At 70.8% G+C, this 21,190-nt stretch carries 21 protein-coding genes; 10 read left to right on the top strand and 11 right to left on the bottom strand.

Annotated elements, in window-relative coordinates; genetic code table 11:
- Positions 1 to 3,622: DEAD/DEAH box helicase (locus C1J00_RS17010; RefSeq protein ID WP_102909922.1), on the bottom strand; the 3,622-nt coding region annotated here is incomplete at its 3' end.
- A gap of 119 nt (positions 3,623 to 3,741) precedes the next feature.
- Between C1J00_RS17010 and C1J00_RS17005 the strand changes: the two genes are divergently transcribed.
- The 3 genes from C1J00_RS17005 to C1J00_RS16995 are packed head-to-tail and all read left to right on the top strand — an operon-like array spanning position 3,742 to position 5,626.
- On the top strand, positions 3,742 to 4,572 hold the full coding sequence (locus tag C1J00_RS17005; protein ID WP_102909921.1) for an AraC family transcriptional regulator: 831 nt from the start codon (positions 3,742 to 3,744) through the stop codon (positions 4,570 to 4,572).
- 23 nt (positions 4,573 to 4,595) lie between these two features.
- Entirely contained in the window at positions 4,596 to 5,318 is a 723-nt protein-coding gene (locus C1J00_RS17000) for an AzlC family ABC transporter permease (RefSeq protein WP_102909926.1), read from the top strand.
- A complete protein-coding gene (locus tag C1J00_RS16995) occupies positions 5,315 to 5,626 on the top strand; it encodes an AzlD domain-containing protein (RefSeq protein WP_102909920.1) in 312 nt (103 codons plus the stop codon). The genes C1J00_RS17000 and C1J00_RS16995 overlap by 4 nt, the downstream gene beginning before the upstream one ends.
- On the opposite strand, the gene C1J00_RS16990 is transcribed toward C1J00_RS16995, so the two are convergent.
- Positions 5,627 to 6,571 (bottom strand): hypothetical protein, encoded by a 945-nt coding sequence (locus tag C1J00_RS16990; RefSeq protein WP_102909919.1) that lies wholly within the window; start codon positions 6,569 to 6,571, stop codon positions 5,627 to 5,629.
- 79 nt (positions 6,572 to 6,650) lie between these two features.
- Here C1J00_RS16990 and C1J00_RS16985 point away from each other — a divergent pair, with 79 nt between their 5' ends.
- From C1J00_RS16985 to recX, 4 genes are all read left to right on the top strand, one after another.
- The gene (locus tag C1J00_RS16985; RefSeq protein WP_102909918.1) at positions 6,651 to 6,845 is read left to right on the top strand and encodes a DUF3046 domain-containing protein; all 195 of its coding nucleotides are present in this window, start codon (positions 6,651 to 6,653) and stop codon (positions 6,843 to 6,845) included.
- Positions 6,846 to 7,036: 191 nt separating this feature from the next.
- Positions 7,037 to 8,302, top strand: a complete 1,266-nt coding sequence (locus C1J00_RS16980) for an AI-2E family transporter (protein ID WP_102909925.1) — start codon at positions 7,037 to 7,039, stop codon at positions 8,300 to 8,302.
- Between the two features lie 432 nt (positions 8,303 to 8,734).
- Positions 8,735 to 9,871, top strand: a complete 1,137-nt coding sequence (gene recA / locus C1J00_RS16975; protein ID WP_102909917.1) for a recombinase RecA — start codon at positions 8,735 to 8,737, stop codon at positions 9,869 to 9,871.
- Positions 9,872 to 9,874: 3 nt separating this feature from the next.
- Positions 9,875 to 10,693, top strand: coding sequence for a recombination regulator RecX (gene recX, locus C1J00_RS16970; RefSeq protein WP_102909916.1), 819 nt, complete (start codon positions 9,875 to 9,877; stop codon positions 10,691 to 10,693).
- A 55-nt stretch (positions 10,694 to 10,748) separates the two neighbouring features.
- On the opposite strand, the gene C1J00_RS16965 is transcribed toward recX, so the two are convergent.
- From C1J00_RS16965 to C1J00_RS16935, 8 genes are all read right to left on the bottom strand, one after another.
- Entirely contained in the window at positions 10,749 to 11,168 is a 420-nt protein-coding gene (locus tag C1J00_RS16965) for a rhodanese-like domain-containing protein (protein WP_245936378.1), read from the bottom strand.
- Positions 11,165 to 11,722, bottom strand: coding sequence for a cupin domain-containing protein (locus C1J00_RS16960; RefSeq protein ID WP_102909915.1), 558 nt, complete (start codon positions 11,720 to 11,722; stop codon positions 11,165 to 11,167). The genes C1J00_RS16965 and C1J00_RS16960 overlap by 4 nt, the downstream gene beginning before the upstream one ends.
- A gap of 99 nt (positions 11,723 to 11,821) precedes the next feature.
- A complete protein-coding gene (locus C1J00_RS47910; RefSeq protein ID WP_310851512.1) occupies positions 11,822 to 11,893 on the bottom strand; it encodes a putative leader peptide in 72 nt (23 codons plus the stop codon).
- 108 nt (positions 11,894 to 12,001) lie between these two features.
- Positions 12,002 to 13,609, bottom strand: a complete 1,608-nt coding sequence (locus C1J00_RS16955) for an FAD-dependent monooxygenase (protein ID WP_102909914.1) — start codon at positions 13,607 to 13,609, stop codon at positions 12,002 to 12,004.
- A 176-nt stretch (positions 13,610 to 13,785) separates the two neighbouring features.
- The gene (locus C1J00_RS16950) at positions 13,786 to 14,679 is read right to left on the bottom strand and encodes an amino acid ABC transporter permease (RefSeq protein ID WP_102909913.1); all 894 of its coding nucleotides are present in this window, start codon (positions 14,677 to 14,679) and stop codon (positions 13,786 to 13,788) included.
- Complete coding sequence (locus C1J00_RS16945) at positions 14,676 to 15,341, bottom strand: amino acid ABC transporter permease (RefSeq protein WP_102909912.1); 666 nt, start codon at positions 15,339 to 15,341, stop codon at positions 14,676 to 14,678. Before C1J00_RS16945 ends, C1J00_RS16950 begins: the two co-directional genes overlap by 4 nt.
- Positions 15,342 to 15,425: 84 nt before the next feature.
- The gene (locus tag C1J00_RS16940; RefSeq protein ID WP_102909923.1) at positions 15,426 to 16,265 is read right to left on the bottom strand and encodes a glutamate ABC transporter substrate-binding protein; all 840 of its coding nucleotides are present in this window, start codon (positions 16,263 to 16,265) and stop codon (positions 15,426 to 15,428) included.
- 83 nt (positions 16,266 to 16,348) lie between these two features.
- Entirely contained in the window at positions 16,349 to 17,125 is a 777-nt protein-coding gene (locus C1J00_RS16935) for an amino acid ABC transporter ATP-binding protein (protein ID WP_102909911.1), read from the bottom strand.
- Positions 17,126 to 17,416: 291 nt separating this feature from the next.
- On the opposite strand from C1J00_RS16935, the gene C1J00_RS16930 reads away from it, so the two are divergent.
- Both C1J00_RS16930 and C1J00_RS16925 read left to right on the top strand, forming a co-directional pair.
- Positions 17,417 to 18,103, top strand: a complete 687-nt coding sequence (locus C1J00_RS16930; RefSeq protein ID WP_102909910.1) for a response regulator transcription factor — start codon at positions 17,417 to 17,419, stop codon at positions 18,101 to 18,103.
- Positions 18,104 to 18,112: 9 nt separating this feature from the next.
- On the top strand, positions 18,113 to 19,519 hold the full coding sequence (locus C1J00_RS16925; RefSeq protein WP_102909909.1) for a sensor histidine kinase: 1,407 nt from the start codon (positions 18,113 to 18,115) through the stop codon (positions 19,517 to 19,519).
- Positions 19,520 to 19,700: 181 nt separating this feature from the next.
- Here the strand turns inward: C1J00_RS16925 and C1J00_RS16920 are convergent, their stop codons facing one another.
- Positions 19,701 to 20,702 (bottom strand): TAXI family TRAP transporter solute-binding subunit, encoded by a 1,002-nt coding sequence (locus tag C1J00_RS16920; protein ID WP_102909908.1) that lies wholly within the window; start codon positions 20,700 to 20,702, stop codon positions 19,701 to 19,703.
- Between the two features lie 97 nt (positions 20,703 to 20,799).
- Between C1J00_RS16920 and C1J00_RS16915 the strand changes: the two genes are divergently transcribed.
- On the top strand, positions 20,800 to 21,190 hold a 391-nt coding region (locus C1J00_RS16915; protein ID WP_102909907.1), incomplete at its 3' end, for a pyrophosphohydrolase domain-containing protein.

The raw sequence follows: 21,190 nt of genomic DNA, 5'->3' as shown, positions 1-21,190 counted from the left end.
GGAGCAGGGGGGCCGCGTCCGCCAGGTAGAGGGAGACCCAGCCGTCCTTGCCGGGGAGGGAACCCGCTCCGGCCCAGACCACCTCTCCGGCGGCGGTGAGCTCGTCGAGCATCGCCGGGGTGTAGTTCACGACGCGGGAGGGCAGGACCAGTTTCTCCAGGGCGGAGGCCGGCACGGACGCGCCCTGGACCTGCTCGACGGCCCGGACCAGCCCGTCGATGCCGCGCAGGGAGTGCCCCTTGCCGATGTGCTGCCACTGAGGGAGGAACTGGGCGAGGGCGGCCGGTGGCACCGGCTCCAGTTCGTGCCGCAGAGCGGCCAGGGAGCGGCGGCGCAGCCGGCGCAGCACGGCAGCGTCGCACCACTCCTGACCGATCCCGGCCGGGTGGAACTCGCCCTGGACGACCCGGCCCGCCGCCCCGAGCCGCTGGAGGGCGCCCTCGGTGACGGCGACGCCCAGGCCGAAGCGGGCCGCTGCCGTGGCCGAGGTGAACGGGCCGTGGGTGCGGGCGTAGCGGGCGAGGAGGTCGCCCAGCGGGTCCTTGACGGGCTCCGTGAAGGCTTCCGGGACACCGACCGGCAGGGCTGTGCCCAGCGCGTCGCGCAGCCGGCCCGCGTCCTCGATCGCCGCCCAGTGGTCCTGGCCCGCGATCCGGACCCGGATGGCGCGGCGGGCGCCGGCGAGTTCCCGTGCCCACTGCGGTTCGGCGCCCCGCTGGGAGAGTTCCGCCTCCGTGAGCGGGCCGAGGAGGCGCAGGAGGTCCGCGACGCCCTCGGCGTCCTTGACTCGGCGGTCCTCGGTGCGCCACTGGAGCTCCCGCTCCAGCTCGGTCAGCACCTCGGCGTCGAGCAGCTCGCGCAGCTCCGCCTGGCCCAGCAGCTCGGCCAGCAGCCGCGAGTCCAGCGACAGGGCGGCGGCACGGCGCTCGGCCAGCGGGGAATCGCCCTCGTACAGGAACTGGGCCACGTATCCGAAGAGCAGGGAGCGCGCGAAGGGGGACGGCTCGGCGGTGGTGACCTCGACCAGGCGGACCTTGCGGGACTCCAGGTCGCCCATCAGCTCGACCAGTCCCGGGACGTCGAAGACGTCCTGGAGGCACTCGCGGACCGCCTCCAGAACGATCGGGAACGAGCCGAACTCACTCGCCACCTGCAGCAGCTGCGAGGCACGCTGCCGCTGCTGCCACAGCGGGGTGCGCTTGCCCGGGGTGCGCCGAGGCAGCAGCAGCGCACGGGCGGCGCACTCGCGGAAGCGGGAGGCGAACAGGGCGGAACTGCCCACCTGGTCGGTGACGACCTGATCGACCTCGCCCTTGTCGAAGACGACGTCCGCCGCTCCCAGGGGGGCCTGCTCGGCGTCGTACTCCCGGCCCATCGTGACCGGCTCCTGGTCCAGCACGTCCAGGCCCATGACGTCGGCGTCCGGCAGGCGCAGCACGATGCCGTCGTCAGCATGCATGACCTGGGCGTCCATGCCGTACCGCTCGGAGAGCTTCGCACCGAGCGCGAGTGCCCAGGGGGCGTGCACCTGGGCGCCGAAGGGGGAGTGCACGACCACGCGCCAGTCGCCGAGCTCGTCACGGAAGCGTTCCACGACGATCGTCCGGTCATCCGGGATGTGGCCGCAGGCCTCGCGCTGCTCCTTCAGGTACGACAGCACGTTGTCCGCGGCCCACGCGTCCAGCCCGGCGGCGAGGAGGCGGAGTCGGGCGTCGTCCTCGGGCAGCGACCCGACCTCGCGCAGGAACGCGCCCACCGCCCGGCCCAGTTCCAGAGGGCGGCCCAGCTGGTCGCCCTTCCAGAAGGGCAGCCGGCCCGGCACGCCCGGAGCCGGGGAGACCAGGACGCGGTCGCGGGTTATGTCCTCGATGCGCCAGGAGCTGGTGCCGAGCGTGAAGACGTCACCCACGCGGGACTCGTAGACCATCTCCTCGTCGAGCTCACCGACCCGGCCGCCGCCCTTCTTGGGATCGGCTCCCGCGAGGAAGACGCCGAAGAGACCGCGGTCGGGGATCGTGCCGCCGGAGGTGACGGCGAGGCGCTGCGCGCCGGGGCGGCCGGTGATCTCGCCGGTGACCCGGTCCCACACCACGCGTGGACGCAGCTCCGCGAACGCGTCGGACGGGTAGCGGCCGGCCAGCATGTCGAGGACGGCCGTGAAGGCCGACTCGGGAAGCGAGGCGAACGGGGCGGCCCGGCGGACCGCGGCGAGGAGGTCGTCGAACTGCCATGTGTCCAGCGCCGTCATGGCGACGACCTGCTGGGCCAGGACGTCCAGGGGGTTGGCGGGGACCGTGAGGGACTCGATGGAGCCGGTGCGCATGCGCTCGGTGACCACCGCCGCCTGCACCAGGTCGCCGCGGTACTTCGGGAAGACCACACCCGTGGAGACCGCGCCCACCTGGTGCCCCGCCCGGCCGACGCGCTGCAGACCGGAGGCTACGGAGGGCGGCGACTCCACCTGCACGACCAGGTCCACCGCGCCCATGTCGATGCCCAGTTCGAGACTGGACGTGGCCACGACCGCGGGCAGACGGCCCGCCTTGAGGTCCTCCTCGACCAGGGCGCGCTGCTCCTTGGACACCGAGCCGTGGTGGGCACGGGCGATGACCTGGGGAGCGCCCTGGGCCGCTCCCGAGCCGCCCATGAGCTCGGCGGGGGAATGGTGCTCGTCGAGCGTCTCACCCGTGGCCCGTTCGTACGCGATCTCGTTCAGGCGGTTGCAGAGGCGCTCCGCGAGGCGGCGGGAGTTCGCGAAAACGATCGTCGAGCGGTGGGACTGGACGAGGTCGGCGATCCGCTCCTCCACATGCGGCCAGATGGACGGACGCTCGGCGCCTTCCTGGCCGTCCGCCACCGGGGAGCCGCCCAGCTCGCCCAGATCCTCGACCGGGACGACCACCGACAGGTCGAACTCCTTGCCCGACTCCGGCTGGACGATCTCCACCTTGCGGCGGGGCGAGAGGAACCGGGCCACCTCGTCCACCGGGCGGACCGTCGCGGAGAGGCCGATGCGGCGGGCGGGCTTGGGGAGGAGGTCGTCCAGCCGCTCCAGGGAGAGCGCGAGATGCGCGCCGCGCTTGGTGCCGGCGACCGCGTGCACCTCGTCGAGGATCACCGTCTCCACGCCCGCCAGCGCGTCGCGCGTGGCCGACGTCAGCATCAGGAACAGCGATTCCGGGGTCGTGATCAGGATGTCCGGCGGGCGGGTCGACAAGGTGCGGCGCTCGGCGGCGGGGGTGTCGCCGGAGCGGATGCCCACCCTGACCTCGGGCTCGGGCAGGCCGAGGCGCACCGACTCGTGGCGGATGCCGGTCAGCGGACTGCGCAGGTTGCGCTCGACGTCCACCGCCAGGGCCTTCAGGGGCGAGACGTACAGGACGCGGCAGCGCTTCTTGGGGTCGGCGGGAGGAGGCACCGACGCCAGCTGGTCCAGAGCGGCCAGGAAGGCCGCCAGGGTCTTCCCGGAGCCGGTGGGAGCGACGACCAGCACGTCCGAACCCTCGTGGATGGCCTGCCAGGCACCGGCCTGGGCCGAGGTGGGCGCGGAGAAGGCACCCGTGAACCAGGCGCGGGTCGCGGGGGAGAAGCCGTCCAGGGCTCGGTGTGCATTGCTGGGCATGCGTCCATCGTGCACCTCGGCACTGACAACGGGCCCTCGCCGCCTCGTGGCCTGCCGCTTCGCCGCGGGGTACCGCCCGGGGGTCTGCCCCGTCGCCCGCCGCCGCGGACAATGGTCATATGAACGAGCGCGCACGGCACTGGCAGTACGACGAGCTGCCCGGGGTCGATCTGCTGCGGGCCCGGTACGTGCACAAGAGGTTCGTGCGGCACACGCACGAGAACTTCGTGATCGCCGCCATCGCCGACGGGGTGGAGGTGTTCCACCACGGCGGGGGCGATCAGCACGCGGGTCCCGGCGCCCTTGCACTGGTTAATCCCGATACGCCGCACACCGGGCGGGCCGGAGTCCCCGAAGGATGGCGGTACGGGGCCCTGTACCCGCCGGCCGATGTGGTGGCGGAGATCGCCGCCGAGACGACGGCCCTGCGCGGGACCCCGGGCTTCGTCAGCCCGGTGGTGGACGATCCCTACGCCGTGGGTCTGGTGCACCAGGTGCTGCGGGCCGCCGACGAGGGCAACGCACTGGCTGCGGACACACTGCTGCGGGTCGCCGTCACCAGGCTGCTGCGGTTGAACGGCGGCCCCATGCCGCGGCGGGAGGTGCGCACAGCGGGGGCCCGCATCGCGGCACGCGCGCGTGGTGTCCTTCAGGAGCGGATGGCACAGCCGCCGACTCTGGAACGGCTGGCGGCCGATCTCGGGACCAGCCCGTTCGCCCTGCTGCGGGCCTTCCGCGACGTCTACGGCATGCCGCCGCACGCCTGGCTCACGAACGCGCGCGTCCGCCGGGCACGACAGCTGCTGGACACGGGGACGCCCCCGTCCGAGGCCGCCGTGGCCGTCGGATTCACCGACCAGCCGCACCTCAACCGGCACTTCGGCCGGATCGTCGGCGTACCTCCGGGGGCGTACCAGCGGGAGCGCAAGAACGTACAAGACCCGCTGTAGCCGCTGCCCGTAGCGTGCGGGGCGTGACAGATCGGACAGCTCTCGAAGAAGCAGAGATAGGTGGGAAGGCGGACCGGGCCGTCGTACGCGACGCCCTGGGTGTCGGGGTGGCCGTCGGGCTGTCCGGGTTCGCCTTCGGAGTGACCTCGGCCGGCAGCGGACTCACGCTGCTGCAGACGTGCGCGCTCAGTCTTCTGGTGTTCACCGGCGCGTCCCAGTTCGCCCTGGTGGGGGCCCTTGCGGCCGGAGGCGGCCCGTTCACCGCCGCCGCCGGGGCCTTTTTCCTGGGCGTGCGGAACGCCTTCTACGGCTTGCGTCTGTCGCAGCTGCTGGCCCTCCCGCGCGCGGTGCGGCCGTTCGCCGCCCAGTGGGTGATCGACGAGACGGCCGCCGTCGCACTCGCCCAGCCCACGCGACGCGCCGCGCGGCTCGGGTTCGTCGTGACCGGGCTGACCCTGTACCTCCTGTGGAACCTCACCACACTGCTCGGCGCCCTGGGTGCCGAGGCCATCGGGGACACCGACGCGTGGGGCCTGGACGCCGCCGGGCCCGCGGTGTTCCTGGCGCTGCTCGCGCCGATGCTGAAGACCGCGACCGAGCGGGCCGCCGCCGGGCTCGCCGTGCTGCTGGGGCTCGGGCTGCTGCCCGTCCTGCCCGCCGGAGTACCGGTGCTGCTGGCCGCGCTGGCGGCGCCGGCCGTGCTGTGGGCGGACGGCCGGCGCCGGCGACAGGGGGTCGCGCGGTGAACGTCTGGATCGCGATCGGAGCGACCGTCCTCGGGTGCTATGCCGTCAAGCTCGCCGGGCTCCTGGTGCCCGCGGGGGCCCTGGAGCGGCCCCTCGTCAAACGCCTCGCCGCGCTGCTGCCCGTCGCGCTGCTGGCGGCCCTCACCGCCCAGCAGACCTTCGCCGACGGGCAGACGCTGGTGCTGGACGCGCGGGCCGCCGGACTCGCCGCCGCGGCCGTCGCTCTGATGCTGCGCGCCCCGTTCCTGCTGGTTGTCGCCGCGGCCGTGCTGGTGACCGCCGGGGCGCGGGCCATGGGGGCCGGATGATCAGTGGATGGCGCGGCCGTACGCGCTGAGCACGCGCAGGGCCTCGATCGTCACGAGCGGGCGCGCCTCCAGGGCGGGGGCCGGCGCCCAGTGGCGCCAGCGGACGGGCCAGCCGCCGTCCTCCTGCTGCTGGGCCGCGAGATGGTCCAGGGACCGGGCCATCTCGTCGTCGGTGAACCACGCGCGCGCGAGGGAGCGCGGGGTCCGCGCGTAGTCGTACGGGAAATGATGCTCCCCCGGCGCGTATCCGGGAGACACCGGATACGCGTCGAGGCTTCCGGGATCCAGGGCCGCGAGGCGGTGTGCGCGGACCAGGCGGCCGAGACGGGCGGCGGCCGCCTCCGCGCGCGGACGATCGGGGGCGGAGTCCAGGAAGGCCACGGCGGCCTCGATCTCATAGGGATGCGACGTCTCCAGGGACTCGACCGCCTGCCAGCAGAAGTCCGTGGCCCGGAAGAGCCAGGCGTGCCACACCTCGTTGCGGTGCAGCACTCCCACCACCGGCCCGGTGGCCAGGAGGTCGCTGGGCGGGTCGTCCACCACCGTCACGAAGGGAGCCGTGGGGTAGTCGCGCTGGCTGGGGTGGATCGCCGGGAGGGCGCCGTCCGTCGTGGACACCGACGTCAGGTAGCGGCACATGCGTTCCACGCGCTGGCCGGCGCAGCGTCCGACCGCGTCCAGCACACGCAGGGCGTGCGCGGTGTGCAACGGCTGGCTGACCGGGCCGCGCAGATCGGGCTCCAGCGCGTGGCCGTACCCGCCGTCCTCGTTGCGGTAGGCGTCCAGAGCGATCTCCACCGGGTCGGCGGCGGCGTCCCGGAAGTGGTGGGCGAAGCGGCGCTGCTCGAGCACGCGCGCGGTGAGCCAGACGAAACGCTCCGCGCGCGTGACGGGGCTGTGCGGTGCGGGCGTCGGGTGGACTTCGGTAGCTCCTGTTTCGGCCATGGATCAGACCGTAGGGCGCGAAGCGGGGCCGGCAGGCGGTCACGACCAAGCCCCACCCCAGGGGCGGGATACTGAAGGCATGCGGTTGACGGTCTTCTGGCAGCGAATGGCGGAGCACTTCGGTCCTGGTTACGCCGAAACCTTCGCGCGCGATCACGTGATGTCCGAGCTGGGCGGGCGCACGGTGCAGGAGGCGCTGGATGCCGGCTGGGCCGCCAAAGAAGTCTGGCAGGTGGTCTGCTCGGTGATGGACGTGCCCCGGGAGAGGCGCTGACCGCTGCCGGCGCGCGCCGGACGACCGGCGGGCAAGGGGTGGGCCGACGGTCAAGACCACCAGCCGGCAAGCGTCGGGCGACGGTCGAGACCACCAGCCGGATCGGCCGGCCGGTGCCGGACATCGCTGACCGGTCGTGAAGATCGCAGGGCGGGCAGACGGCTGTCGGTGGCGTGGGCGAGACTTGGACCGTGGCATCCACTGACGAGACCGGGCAGGCAGCCCAGCAGCCCTCAGCTTCCGGTACGACGCCGCCCGTCCGGCCCCCGGTCGGCGGGGCCGGGGCGAACGGCCGCATGCCGCGCTGGCTGCCGCGAGCCATGGTGCTCGCGCTCACCCTCGTCGCCGTGTTCCAGCTGGGCAGCTGGGCCTTCCACGAGCTCACCGGCCTGCTGATCAACATCCTCATCGCGTTCTTCCTGGCCCTCGCCATAGAGCCCGCGGTGAGCTGGATGGCTTCGCGCGGCATGCGCAGAGGGCTCGCCGCGTTCGTCGTCTTCATCGGTGTGATGGTCGTGTCGGCCGGTTTCGTCACTCTGCTCGGTTCCGTCCTCGCGGACCAGATCATCAAGCTGATCGAGGGCTTCCCCGCGTACCTCGACTCCGTCATCAACTGGATCAACACGCACTTCAAGACCGACCTGAAACGCGTCGACATCCAGGAGGGCCTGCTCCGCTCCGACTGGCTGCGCAACTACGTCCAGAACAGCGCCACAGGCGTCCTGGACGTGTCCGCCCAGGTCATCGGTGGCCTCTTCCAACTGCTCACGATCGCCCTGTTCTCGTTCTACTTCGCCGCGGACGGCCCGCGACTGCGTCGCGCGATCTGCTCCGTCCTGCCGCCCGCCCGCCAGGCCGAGGTGCTGCGCGCGTGGGAGATCGCCGTCAACAAGACGGGCGGCTACATCTACTCACGCGGCCTGATGGCAATGATCTCGGGCGTGGCGCACTTCGTCCTGCTACAGGCTCTGGACGTGCCCTACGCGCCCGTGCTCGCGGTGTGGGTGGGCTTGGTGTCGCAGTTCATCCCCACCATCGGTACCTATCTCGCGGGCGCCCTGCCCATGCTGATCGCGTTCACGGTGGATCCCTGGTACGCGCTGTGGGTGCTGGTATTCGTCGTGATCTACCAGCAGTTCGAGAACTATGTGCTGCAGCCCAAGCTGACCTCCAAGACCGTCGACATCCACCCCGCCGTCGCCTTCGGCTCGGTCATCGCCGGCACCGCCCTCCTCGGCGCCGTCGGCGCACTGATCGCCATCCCCGCCATCGCCACGCTCCAGGCGTTCCTGGGGGCGTATGTCAGGCGCTACGACGTCACGGACGACCCCCGGGTGCACGGCCACCGCCGACTTGTGGACGGGTCGGGCCTGCTCACCCGGGCCAGGGGCTTGTGGGCACGGCGGCCGGGGGCGGAGCGGGCCGGAGACGCGGGCTCGGGGGAAAGCTCTTCCTGAGTGGCACGAGCCGTCCGGCTCCCTACGGCGTCGCGGCCATCAAGAGGCTCGGCCGCTCGTCGGCCGGGATGAGCCCGTCCGGCAGTGTCGGGTCGCCCAGAAGATTGCGCACCGGTTCGGCATGCTCGAAGGACACGGACCGGCATCGTGTGTACGGGGTGCGGTGCGGCGGTGCGGCGGTGTTGTTGGGGTGCGGGATGCGGGGATGAGGTGCAGGGATGCACGGTGTCGCGTGGTGCGCTTGACACGAAAATCGAACATACATTCTCATGAGGGCATCGGTGAAGCTCAACGAAGGGCGTTTCGGGATACTTTGGGTAGGTAAATGCCCGAGTTATCCACAGGCTGGACGTGCGTCGGGGCGCATTGTCAGTGGCAGGCGTTAGCGTCTTTGACGTGAAGCGATCGACTCAAGCAAATCGGGTGGAACCCATGGCAGGAACCGACCGCGAGAAGGCCCTGGATGCCGCACTCGCACAGATTGAACGGCAGTTCGGCAAGGGCGCGGTCATGCGCATGGGTGACCGGGTCAACGAGCCCATCGAGGTCATTCCGACCGGGTCCACTGCCCTCGACGTGGCCCTCGGCGTGGGCGGCCTGCCCCGCGGCCGCGTCGTCGAGGTCTACGGACCGGAGTCCTCCGGCAAGACCACCCTGACCCTGCACGCGGTGGCGAACGCACAGAAGGCCGGCGGCCAGGTCGCCTTCGTCGACGCGGAGCACGCACTCGACCCCGAGTACGCGAAGAAGCTCGGCGTCGACATCGACAACCTCATCCTCTCCCAGCCGGACAACGGCGAGCAGGCCCTGGAGATCGTGGACATGCTGGTCCGCTCCGGTGCCCTCGACCTCATCGTCATCGACTCGGTCGCCGCGCTCGTCCCGCGCGCGGAGATCGAGGGCGAGATGGGCGACAGCCACGTCGGTCTGCAGGCCCGCCTGATGAGCCAGGCCCTGCGGAAGATCACCAGCGCGCTCAACCAGTCCAAGACCACCGCCATCTTCATCAACCAGCTCCGCGAGAAGATCGGCGTGATGTTCGGCTCCCCGGAGACCACGACCGGTGGCCGGGCGCTGAAGTTCTACGCCTCGGTGCGCATCGACATCCGCCGCATCGAGACCCTGAAGGACGGCACGGACGCGGTCGGCAACCGCACCCGCTGCAAGGTCGTCAAGAACAAGGTCGCGCCGCCCTTCAAGCAGGCCGAGTTCGACATCCTCTACGGCCACGGCATCAGCCGCGAGGGCGGCCTGATCGACATGGGCGTGGAGCACGGCTTCGTCCGCAAGGCCGGCGCCTGGTACACGTACGAGGGCGACCAGCTCGGCCAGGGCAAGGAGAACGCGCGCAACTTCCTGAAGGACAACCCCGACCTGGCCAACGAGATCGAGAAGAAGATCAAGGAGAAGCTGGGCGTCGGCGTGCGTCCCGAGGAGCCGGCCGCCGAGCCGGGCACGGACGCCGCGGTCTCCGCACCGGCCGACGCGGCACCCGCTGTCCCTGCCCCGGCACCGGCACCGGCACCGGCCAAGACCGCCAAGTCCAAGGCCGCCGCAGCCAAGAGCTGACCCGTGACACGGCGAACCGACTGGGCGGAGTACGAGCACGCCGCCTCCGGTGTCCCACGGGGGAGGGGCACCGGAGGCGACACGCGCTCAGCCGTAGGCAGGGAGGAGGGCCCAGGGGGCCCACTACCCGAAGGCGACCGGCCGCACGAGGACGGGGACGACACCGGGCCGCACTCGGGCGGCCCACCCCGAAGCGGCTCGCGTGACGGCGGGTCGCGCGGCAGGCGCGGTCGTCGTCGGCGTGGCTTCGGTGAGGCGGCCTCTGATGCCGAGGACGGAGGTGTCCCTTCCTCGTCGAGGGCCGAGCAGGAGGCACCTCCGGGGGACCCGGTCGAGCAGGCTCGGGCGATATGCCTGCGCCTGCTCACCGGGACCCCGCGGACCCGCAAGCAACTCGCCGACGCACTGCGCAAGCGGCAGATCCCGGACGAGGCGGCCGAGGAGGTGCTGTCCCGGTTCGAAGAGGTCGGCCTCATCAACGACGGGGCCTTCGCGGATGCCTGGGTGGAGTCCCGTCACCACGGGCGGGGACTGGCCCGGCGAGCGCTCGCCCGGGAACTGCGAACCAAGGGCGTCGACTCCGCGCTGATCGACGAGGCCGTCTCCCAGCTCGACTCCGAGCAGGAGGAGGCGACCGCCCGGGAACTCGTCGACCGCAAGCTTCGCTCCACCCGCGGCCTCGACCGCGACAAACGCCTCCGCCGCCTCGCCGGCATGCTCGCCCGCAAGGGTTACCCCGAGGGCATGGCGCTGCGCGTGGTGAGGCAGGCGCTGGAGGAAGAGGGCGAGGACACGGAGTTTCTGGCGGACGAGGGGTTCTGAGCCGGCAGCCGGCCGCCTCACCCACCTGTCCGGTCAGCACACCCGGGGCTCCGGCTCACACCACCGGCAGCCCCGCCCCTCGCCATGCCTGGAAGCCGCCCACCAGATCCGTCGCCCGGTGCAGACCCAACTGGTGCAAGGACTGGGCCGCCAGACTGGACGCGTAGCCCTCGTTGCAGATCACCACGATGCGCAGGGCGTGGCTCGTGGCCTCGGGGAGGCGGTGGCTGCCCTGCGGGTCGAGGCGCCATTCCAGTTCGTTGCGCTCGACGACCAGGGCGCCGGGGATGAGACCGTCCCGTTCGCGCAGGGCGGCGTAACGGATGTCGACCAGGAGCGCGTCACCGGCCCGGGCGGCCTCGTACGCCTCGTGCGGTTCGACGCGCTCGTAGCCCGCCCGGACCCGTTCCAGCAACGCGTCGATACCGACGGGGCGTTGGGGGTCGCGGCTCGTCGGCCCGGGGGTGGCGCTCACTGCCAGTCCTCCGGCCGCTCGACCTGCTCCAGGCACAGGACCGGACCGCTGCGGCTGTAGCGGCGGATCTGCGGCAGGGGCGGGTAGTAGGCGTGGACGGAGATCGCGTGCCGGTCGGGGGACTCGTTGAGCACCTCGTGCACGTGGTGCCGACCGAAGGCGCGGCCCTGGCCGGCGCGCAACCGGCGGACCCGGTCCACGTCCTCGGTCAGCTCCAGGGTCTTCCAGCCGTCGGTGGGCAGTCGCGCGGCGAGTGAGTTCTCCTTGAGCTCGCCCGACGCGGTCAGGAAGGCGCCGACCGAGTCCGCGTGGTCGTGCCAGCCGGTGCCCGTGCCGGGCGGCCAGCCGATCAGCCAGGCCTCGCTGCCGCCGGGTCCGTGCAGCCGCACCCAGGTACGGCCCTCCGGATCGAGCGGCAGGGAGTGGATCAGCTCGGTGTCGGCGACCGTGCGCCGGGCGAAGTCGTAGAGGTCGGCCTGCGTGGGAGCCGAACCGGCGGAGGAGACGGAGGAGACGAGGGAGATGGGGGAGGTCGCAGAGGGGGATACAGACACGGGTGCCGTCCTGAGGGTCCTGATGAGGGTTCGCGAAGGAGGCGCTGAAGCCGACGCGGTCAGAGCGCGGCTGCGCACAGTGCGAAGTGGAATGCGAAGTCAGCAGGACGGGCGACACACGCAGCCCGCATAACGGAGGAGGTCCATATGGACCCTCCGCCACAGGCGCACACAGGTGTCGGTCACGAAGCGGAGTACAGCACGGCCGCCCGGACGGGTCAACTCACTGTCACCATGCGGACGCACCGTGACAGTGAGCACATCACTCCGGGCCCGACGTCAGCGCGAGCCGGCCGAAGCGCCGGCCTCTGCCTGCGCCTTCACCGGTCCGCCCACCGTGGCCTCCGCCGCCGCGTACAGGTCGGCCGGGCGCACTCCGCCCAGAGCGGTGACGAGGTGTCCGTCAGGGCGCACCAGAAGCACCGTGTGCGCGGCCGCGCCCGGGTAGCTCTCGGCGACGAGCAGTTCAGCGGGGTGCGGCAGTGCCGTGACCGCCGCCGCGAGCTGCGGCATGATGCCTGCGCCGACCCAGTGCTTGCGCTCCCAGACGCCCGTACCCGGCGCGATCAGCACCACGAGCAGCGCGCCGCGGCCGAGCCGGTCCCGTAGCCGTACGAAGGTGCCGTCCTCCGCGGTGACCCGTACGTCGGTGACCGGTGCGCCGAGCGGCGTGTCGACGGGAATCTGTCCTTCGAGGGGCGGGGGCGCGAGCGGAGAGTCAGCGTACGCTCCCGGCGCGCCGAGCTGGCCGTGCCCCAGGTGACCCTCCGTGAGGAGGGCGTCGTGGCCCCGGGAGGAGCCGGGTACGACGGCGCGCAGCCCCGCACCGCCGCGCAGCAGCGGCAGCGCCTGGTCGGCGGCGCGGAGCCGGGCGGCGACGACCGCCCGGCGTTCCGTCTGGTAGCTGTCGAGGAGCGCTTCGTGCGGCCCGTGGTGCCAGGCCAGGGCCAGTTTCCAGGCGAGGTTGTCGGCGTCCCGCAGGCCCTCGTCCAGCCCGTGCGTGCCCAGCGCGCCGAGCAGGTGGGCAGCGTCCCCGGCGAGGAACACGCGGTCGGCGCGCCAGCGGCGGGCCAGCCGGTGGTGGACGGTGTGGACACCGGTGTCCAGGAGCTCGTAGGGCGGGGTCGTGCCGCCTGCCCAGCCGGCCAGGGTCTCCCCGATACGGGTGAGCAGCAGCTCAGGTGTGACCAGGTCCTTGCCGGGCGGCAGGAGCCAGTCCAGGCGCCAGACGCCGTCCGGCAGCGGTCGGGCGGTGACTTCACCGGCAGCGGGGCCGGACATGCGCCAGGGCGGCAGGCGGTGCAGCAACGCCTCGTCGTGCCAGGGCAGTTCCGTGCGGAGCGCGGCGACGGCGTGACGTTCCACCGCCGTACGGCCAGGGAAGCGGATGTCCTGGAGCTTGCGCACGGTCGAGCGGGAGCCGTCGCACCCGACCAGGAAACTGCCGCGCCACCAGGTGCCTTTGGGGCCGCGGGTGTGCGCGGTGACTCCGGAGGGCTCCTGCTCGATCCCGTCGAGGCGGCTCTCCACAGCGACTTTGACGAGCCGTTCGCCGGTGAGGGTGGCGCGCAGGGCGCCGGTCAGCACGTGCTGGGCGATGTGCAGGGGAGCAGGCTCGGTGCCGTCGAAGACGATCTCGCGCATCACCTGCTTGCGCCGCATCGACCGCCATCCGGCCCAGTGCGCACCGGCTCGGGCGAGGGGCATGCCGGTCAGCCGTTCCACGAGGGCGGCGGTGTCCTCGCGCAGGACGACGGTGCGCGCCGCGCGGGGTTCGTCCTTCCCCGGGCCCTCGTCGAGGACGACGCAGGGGACTTCCTGACGTGCCAGCGCAAGGGCGAGCGTGAGCCCGACGGGCCCCGCTCCGACGATGATCACCGGGTCCACGGCGCGGCGCCCCCTGCCCGCGGTGGTGTCCTGAGAGACGTGGGTGAACAGGAAGTTTGAGCAGGGTGCACGATCACAGAACGTATGCAACCTATTGCGGGTGCTTGCGTCAAGTGACGAGGGGCAGTGGCGATCATGCCACTGCCCCTGAGTGTGTCACGTGGGGTGACCGGGTGTCAGACGGTGCCTCCGGTGCCGGTTCCGGCAGTGCCGGCGATCTCCGCGTCGCCCGCTCCCACGACCGCGCCCGTCGACTTCTTGGCCCGCCGCAGTCGGCGCTCCAGCCAGCTCGCGAAGGAGGTCAGGGCGAAGTTGAGGGCGATGAAGATGACAGCCACAACAGTGAAGCTCGCGATGACGTTCGCGCCGTAGTAGCCGCTCATGGTGTTCGCCGCGGAGAGCAGTTCGGAGTAGGTGAGGACGGCACCGCCCAGTGCGGTGTCCTTCACGATGACGACGAGCTGGCTCACGATGGCGGGGAGCATCGCGGTGACGGCCTGCGGCAGCAGAACCAGGCGCATCAGCTGGCCCTTGCGCAGGCCGATCGCCATCGCCGCCTCGGACTGGCCCTTCGGCAGGGCCAGGATGCCGGCCCGGACGATCTCGGCGAGAACGGAGGCGTTGTACAGCACGAGGCCGGTCACGACCGCGTACAGCGGACGGTCGTCGGAGGTGACGTTGGTGTATTCGGCGAACAGAGCGAGGCCGAAGATCATCAGCACCAGCACCGGGATGGAGCGGAAGAACTCCACCACGACCGCGGCTGGCGCCCTGACCCACGCGTGGTCCGACAGACGGGCGATGCCGAGAACCGCGCCGAGCGGCAGCGCGATGATCACCGCCAGGGCGGCGGCCTTCAGGGTGTTCTGCAGCCCCGGCCAGATGTACGTGGACCAGGCCTCGGTGTGGACGAACGGTTCCCACAGGGCCCATTCCAGCTGGCCCTTGTCCTTGAGGGTTCCGAACACCCACCACAGCAGGGCCGCCACGGCTACCAGGAAGACCACCGTGAGGAGGACGTTGCGCCGCTTGGCGCGAGGCCCCTGGGCGTCGTACAGAACGGAGCTCATCGCTTCACCGCCACCTTCTTGCCCAACCAGCCGAGGAACAGGCCGGTCGGCAGGGTCAGGACCACGAAACCGAACGCGATGATCGCGGAGATCAGCAGCAGCTGCGCCTCGTTCTCGATCATCTCCTTCATCAGTACCGCCGCTTCGGCGACACCGATGGCGGCGGCCACCGTGGTGTTCTTGATGAGGGCGATCAGCACATTTGCCAGCGGTACGACGGACGAACGGAACGCCTGCGGCAGAACGACCAGACCCAACACCTGGTTGAAATTGAGACCGATCGCGCGGGCCGCCTCAGCCTGCCCGACCGGCACCGTGTTGATGCCGGAACGCAGCGCCTCGCACACGAAGGACGAGGTGTAGAGAATCAGGCCCAGGACGGCAAGCCGGAAGTTGATCGTCTCGACGTCGTTCGCGCCGAGGGAGACTCCCAACGTCTGGTTCAGGCCCAGCGACGTGAACAGGATGATGACGGTCAAGGGGATGTTGCGCACGATGTTCACGTACGCGGTCCCGAAGGCGCGCATCAGCGGCACCGGGCCGACGCGCATGGCGGCCAGCAGGGTGCCCCAGATCAGGGAGCCGACGGCGGAGAGCACAGCGAGCTGCACTGTCGTCCAGAAGGCTCCCAGCAGGTCGTAATCCTCAAGAAAGTCGAACACGATCTCCCGTGCTTCCGCGTGTAGGGATGCCCACGCCGGTGCGCCGCCCCTTCCGGTGGGCGGCGCACCCTGTCAGGCGCTGCCTCAGCTCTTGATGTCGCCGATCTTCGGCGCCGGCTCGTTCTTGTAGTTGGCCGGGCCGAGGTTCTTGTCCACAGCTTCCTGCCAGGCCTTGTCGGCGACCATGGCCTCAAGGGCGTCGTTGATCTTGTCCTTGAGGTCGCTGCCCTTCTTGACGCCGATGCCGTAGTTCTCGTTGGTCAGCTTGAAGCCACCGAGCTTGAACTTGCCCTTGAACTGCGATTGGGCGGCGTAGCCGGCGAGGATCGAGTCGTCGGTGGTCAGCGCGTCGACGGCACCGTTCTGCAGACCGGGCAGACAGGCGGAGTACGTCGGGTACGGCTGCAGCTGCGCCTTGGGAGCCAGCTTGTCCTTGACGTTCTGCGCCGAGGTGGAGCCGGTGACCGAGCACAGCTTGGCGTTGTTCAGGTCCTCCGGCGACTTGATCTTGTTGTCGTCCGCACGCACCAGAACATCCTGGTGCGCTAGCAGGTACGGCCCGGCGAAGTCGACCTTCTCCTGGCGCTCCGGAGTGATGGAGTAGGTGGCGGCGATGAAGTCGACGTCACCACGCTGGAGCATGGTCTCGCGGTCGGCGCTCTTCGCTTCCTTCCACTCGATCTGGTCCTCGTTGTAGCCGAGCTTCTTCGCGACGTACGTGGCGACGTCGACGTCGAAGCCGGCGTAACCCTGCGGCGTCTTCTGGCCGAGGCCGGGCTGGTCGAACTTGATGCCGACCGTGATCGTCTTGCCGTCGCCGGAACCGGAGCCGCCACCCTCGTTGTTGTCGCCGCCGCAGGCGGTGGCGGTCAGGGCGAGAGCGAACACGGTGGCCGAGGCGGCGGTGACCTTGCGGAGCTTCATGATGAACATCCTTTTGACTGGTGAAGAGATGCGTGCCCTCAAGGGTGGGCGACACGCGAACGCGTCGGGCGCGACCCGCGCCGTCAGTGGTGCAGGATCTTCGACAGGAAGTCCTTGGCACGATCGCTGCGCGGGTTGCTGAAGAACTGGTCGGGCGCAGCCTCCTCGACGATTCGGCCGTCTGCCATGAACACCACGCGGTTTGCGGCCGATCGTGCGAAACCCATCTCATGGGTAACGACGATCATGGTCATGCCGTCGCGGGCGAGCTGCTGCATGACCTCCAGCACCTCGTTGATCATCTCGGGGTCGAGCGCGGAGGTCGGCTCGTCGAAGAGCATCACCTTCGGCTCCATGGCCAGCGCCCGTGCGATGGCGACGCGCTGCTGCTGGCCGCCGGAGAGCTGAGCCGGGTACTTCTCGGCCTGCGCGCCCACGCCGACCCGGTCGAGCAGGGCGCGGGCCCGCTCCTCGGCCGACTTCTTGTCCTTCTTGCGGACCTTGATCTGGCCGAGCATCACGTTCTCGAGCACGGTCTTGTGCGCGAAGAGGTTGAAGGACTGGAAGACCATGCCGACATCGGCGCGGAGCTTGGCCAGCTCCTTGCCCTCGGCGGGCAGGGGCTTGCCGTCGATCGTGATCGTGCCGGAGTCTGTCGTCTCCAGGCGGTTGATGGTGCGGCACAGTGTGGACTTGCCGGACCCGGAGGGTCCGATGACCACGACGACTTCACCGCGGGCGATCGTCAGGTCGATGTCCTGGAGTACGTGCAACGCGCCGAAGTGCTTGTTGACGCTCTTCAGGACGACCAGTTCTCCGGTCGCGGCCACATCTTCCTTGGCCACCGATACTTCGGTCATCGCTCTCAGGCTCCGTCCTCCTCGGTTTCGGAGGACAGTAGTAACCCCGTACGACCTGCGTCATTACATCTGAGGGGAATCTGAGCATCACGATCCGATAGCAATCGGACACGTGTCGTAGCACTTGGGAGCGGCGCTCATACCAGCCGGGTAACGGAAGCGGTCCGCAACCGGAACCCTCTTGACGCCGTCCTCATCCATCAGCGTGACTGCACAAGGTGCACGCGCGCGCGTGCACACGTTTTTTGTACACATTCAGATCGTACGGCCAGTGAACCGAAGGGGGACCGGATGAGACTGCTGCTCGTCGAGGACGACAACCACGTCGCCGCCGCCCTGTCGGCGGTTCTGGCGCGGCACGGGTTCGACGTCACGCACGCGCGCAGCGGTGAGGAGGCCCTCCAGGCACTCGTCCCCGAGGGCGACTGCTTCGGCGTCGTCCTCCTCGACCTCGGCCTGCCCGACCAGGACGGATACGAGGTCTGCGGCAAGATCCGCAAGCGCACCAGCACCCCGGTGATCATGGTCACCGCCCGCTCCGACGTGCGCTCCCGCATCCACGGTCTCAACATGGGCGCCGACGACTACGTGGTGAAGCCCTACGACACCGGAGAGCTGCTCGCCCGCATCCACGCCGTGAGCCGGCGCACCTTCCACGAGGACACCTCCAGCGGTATCGAGACCGAGCTGCGGCTCGGCCCGGTGCACATCGAGCTGCCCACCCGCCGGGTCAGTGTGGAGGGGTCGGCGGTCCAGCTGACCCGCAAGGAGTTCGACCTGCTGGCCCTGCTCGCGCAGCGGCCCGGGGTGGTCTTCCGCCGGGAGCAGATCATCAGCGAGGTGTGGCGGACCAGCTGGGAAGGGACCGGGCGCACTCTGGAGGTGCACGTAGCGTCGCTGCGCGCCAAGCTGCGGATGCCGGCCCTCATCGAGACCGTACGCGGAGTCGGCTACCGGCTCGTCGCGCCTGCCGGGTAGCGGGGCCGGGTGCGCACTCGCCTGCTCCCGCTGCTCATCATCCTGATGGCGGCCGTGCTGCTCGCCCTCGGCGTCCCGCTCGCCGTCAGCCTCGCCGGCGCGCAGCAGCAGAAGGTCGTCGTCGACCGGATCGACGACACGGCCCGTTTCGCGGCTCTCGCGCAGTTCGTCACCGACTCGCCCGACGGGACCACCGGCGCGTTCGAGAACGAGCGGCTGGCCACCCTCAGCAGCGAGCTGCGCAGCTACTACGAGGTCTACGGCATCCGCTCCGGTGTCTTCTACCGCACCGGCAGGCCCATGGCCCACGCACCGCCCAAGTGGTCCCTGCCCAAGGAGGGCGAGGTCCGGGACGCCTTCGACGAGGCGAAGCTCAGCCGCCGCAGCCACGACCCGAAGCAGGTGTGGCCCTGGCAGCGCCGCAACCTCGTGGTGGCCTCGCCGGTCATCCGGGACGGGGACGTCGTCGCGGTCGTCGTCACCGACTCGCCCACCGGGCAGATGCGCTCGCGCACGCTGCACGGCTGGCTGGTCATCGGCGCCGGTGAGTCCGCGGCGATGCTGCTGGCCGTCGGTGCCGCCCTGCGGCTGACCGGCTGGGTGCTCAAGCCCGTACGGGTCCTGGACGCCACCACCCACGACATCGCCACCGGGCGGCTCAAGTCCCGGGTCGCGGCCGCCGGCGGTCCGCCGGAACTCCAGCGCCTGGCCCGGTCGTTCAACGAGATGGCCGACAACGTCGAGGACGTGCTGGAGCAGCAGCGCGCCTTCGTCGCCGACGCCTCGCACCAGCTGCGCAACCCCCTCGCGGCGCTGCTGCTGCGCATCGAGCTGCTCTCCTTCGAGCTCCCCGAGGGCAACAAGGAGATCGCCTCGGTCCAGGCCGAGGGCAAGCGCCTCGCTCAGGTCCTCGACGACCTGCTCGACCTGGCGCTGGCCGAGCACACCGAGGCGGACCTGAAGGTCACCGACATCGGCGAGCTCGCCGCCGAACGTGTCGCGGCCTGGGCCCCGACCGCCGAGGCCAAGGGCGTGCGCCTGGTGGGGGACTGCCCGCCGACGACCGCGTGGGCCGACCCGGTCGCCCTGTCCAGCGCGCTGGACGCGGTCATCGACAACGCGGTGAAGTTCACGCCCGAGGACGAGACCGTCGAGGTGAGCGTCGCCTCCCACGGCGACACCTCCACCGTCGTCGTGACCGACCACGGCCCCGGCCTCACCGACGAGGAGCTGGCCCGCGTCGGTGACCGCTTCTGGCGCAGCGGCCGGCATCAGAACGTCAAGGGCTCGGGTCTCGGGCTGTCCATCTCGCGAGCGCTGCTCGCGGCGGGCGGCGGTTCGATCGCGTACGCCCGTCACGAACCGCACGGGCTGAAGGTGACGGTGGCGGTGCCGCGGTCGGCGCCTGCGGCATGACGGCGGTGTCGGTGGGGGTGCCGCGGTCGGCGCCTTTGGGTTGAGGACGGCGGTGTCGGTCGGCGTGCCGCCGTCGGCGCCAACGATATGACCAAGACGGTGTCGGTGGCCGGTGCCCGGTCGGTGCCTGCGGCATGAAGACGACGGCATGACGAAGAGCGGGATCCGGAGAGGTCGAGCGCTATGGCTTGACCGACTGGTAGTAGCGCCGGGCGCCGACGTGCAGTTGCAGCGGGTCGGTGTAGATCGCCGTGCGGACGTCGACCAGTTGGGCGGAGTGGACGGTGGCCCCGATGAGGTCCCGGCTGTCCAGCACCGTACGGGTCAGCCACTCGGTGAGCCGGGGGTCCATGTCGCTGCGTGTGACCAGCATGTTGGACACCGCGATGGTCGGAACCGGCTTGCCGCGCTGGATGCGGGGGTAGGCCGATTCCGGCATCTTCGTGGCCCGGTAGTAGCGCGTGGCGCCGCCCTGGTCGTGCAGTTTGGCCACGAGCGTGGCGTCGATCGGCACGAACCGGAAGGCTGATGCCGACTTCTTGGCCAGGCCGCTGAGACCGTCCGTGGGCAGCCCGCCCGACCAGAAGAACGCGTCGAGGCCGTGCCCCAGGCGCTTGGGCCCGGTGTCGATGCCGTCCGAGGAGGGCTCGATGTCCTTCTCCGGGTCGATGCCGGCGGCCTTGAGCACACCGTTGGCTATCAGCCGCACGCCGGAGTCGGGCAGCCCTATGGCCACGCGCTTGCCCCGCAGGTCGGAGACGGAGCGGATGTCCGAGTCGGGCGGTACGACGAGCTGGACGTAGTCGTCGTACAGGCGGGCGAGGCCGCGCAGCCGGTCGGCCCCCCGGCTGTTGTCGAGCTTGTACGTGGCGACCGCGTCGGCGGCGGCGATCGCGAAGTCGGCCTTGCCCGTCGCCACGTCGGCGACGTTCTCCTGCGAACCGGCGCTGGTCAGCAGCCGCACCTTCAGGTCGGGCATGTCCTTGTCGATCTCGTTGCGCAGGAGTTCGCCGTACTCGTGGTACACCCCCGCACGGGTGCCCGTGCTGAACGTGATCGTCCCGCTCGGCGGCTCATCGGCCCAGGGACGCAGCCACCACAGCAGCAGGCCGAGAACCACGAGGGCGGCGGTGCCGCCCTGCAGGGCCCGGCGCCTGCCGACAGGGGGGAGCGTTGCGGACATGCGGGCGATCCTGCCAGCCGGGGTGCCCCACTGACCAGGGCAGGGGGCACAGGACGAGGGCGGGGGACTGTCAGTGGGCGCCACTACAGTCGCCCCCATGAGCTCTTCGCCCGCCGACCTGGTCCGTGCGTTCCACCTCGCCTTCGGCCTGGACGCCCGAAGCACGCCCACGGAGGTCTCCCCGGAACTGGCGGCCCACCGGGGTGAGCTTCTCGCGGAGGAGGCCGGGGAGGTCGCCGAGGTGTCGGTGCGCGGCCCGCTCGACCGGCTCGCGCACGAACTGGCGGACGTGGTCTACGTCGCGTACGGCACCGCCCTCGTACACGGCATCGACCTGGACGCGGTGCTCGCGGAGATCCACCGCTCCAACATGACGAAGATCGGCCCCGACGGCTCGGTCTCCCGCCGCGAGGACGGCAAGGTCCTCAAGGGGGAGCACTACGAGGCGCCGGACGTTCGGGGGGTGCTGCGCAGGCAGGGGTGGGTGC

It is taken from the genome of Streptomyces cahuitamycinicus, from assembly GCF_002891435.1.
In the GTDB taxonomy this organism is placed as follows: Bacteria; Actinomycetota; Actinomycetes; order Streptomycetales; family Streptomycetaceae; genus Streptomyces; species Streptomyces cahuitamycinicus.
This window is presented reverse-complemented; position numbering and strand designations above follow the sequence as displayed.

What these genes read in the sequence shown, in the direction of transcription:
- C1J00_RS17005 (WP_102909921.1), top strand. Translation starts at nt 3,742, where the DNA reads ATGAACGAGCGCGCACGGCACTGGCAGTACGACGAGCTGCCCGGGGTC.
- C1J00_RS16990 (WP_102909919.1), bottom strand. Translation starts at nt 6,571, where the DNA reads ATGGCCGAAACAGGAGCTACCGAAGTCCACCCGACGCCCGCACCGCAC.
- C1J00_RS16985 (WP_102909918.1), top strand. Translation starts at nt 6,651, where the DNA reads ATGCGGTTGACGGTCTTCTGGCAGCGAATGGCGGAGCACTTCGGTCCT.
- recA (WP_102909917.1), top strand. Translation starts at nt 8,735, where the DNA reads ATGGCAGGAACCGACCGCGAGAAGGCCCTGGATGCCGCACTCGCACAG.
- C1J00_RS16950 (WP_102909913.1), bottom strand. Translation starts at nt 14,679, where the DNA reads ATGAGCTCCGTTCTGTACGACGCCCAGGGGCCTCGCGCCAAGCGGCGC.
- C1J00_RS16940 (WP_102909923.1), bottom strand. Translation starts at nt 16,265, where the DNA reads ATGAAGCTCCGCAAGGTCACCGCCGCCTCGGCCACCGTGTTCGCTCTC.
- C1J00_RS16935 (WP_102909911.1), bottom strand. Translation starts at nt 17,125, where the DNA reads ATGACCGAAGTATCGGTGGCCAAGGAAGATGTGGCCGCGACCGGAGAA.
- C1J00_RS16930 (WP_102909910.1), top strand. Translation starts at nt 17,417, where the DNA reads ATGAGACTGCTGCTCGTCGAGGACGACAACCACGTCGCCGCCGCCCTG.
- C1J00_RS16920 (WP_102909908.1), bottom strand. Translation starts at nt 20,702, where the DNA reads ATGTCCGCAACGCTCCCCCCTGTCGGCAGGCGCCGGGCCCTGCAGGGC.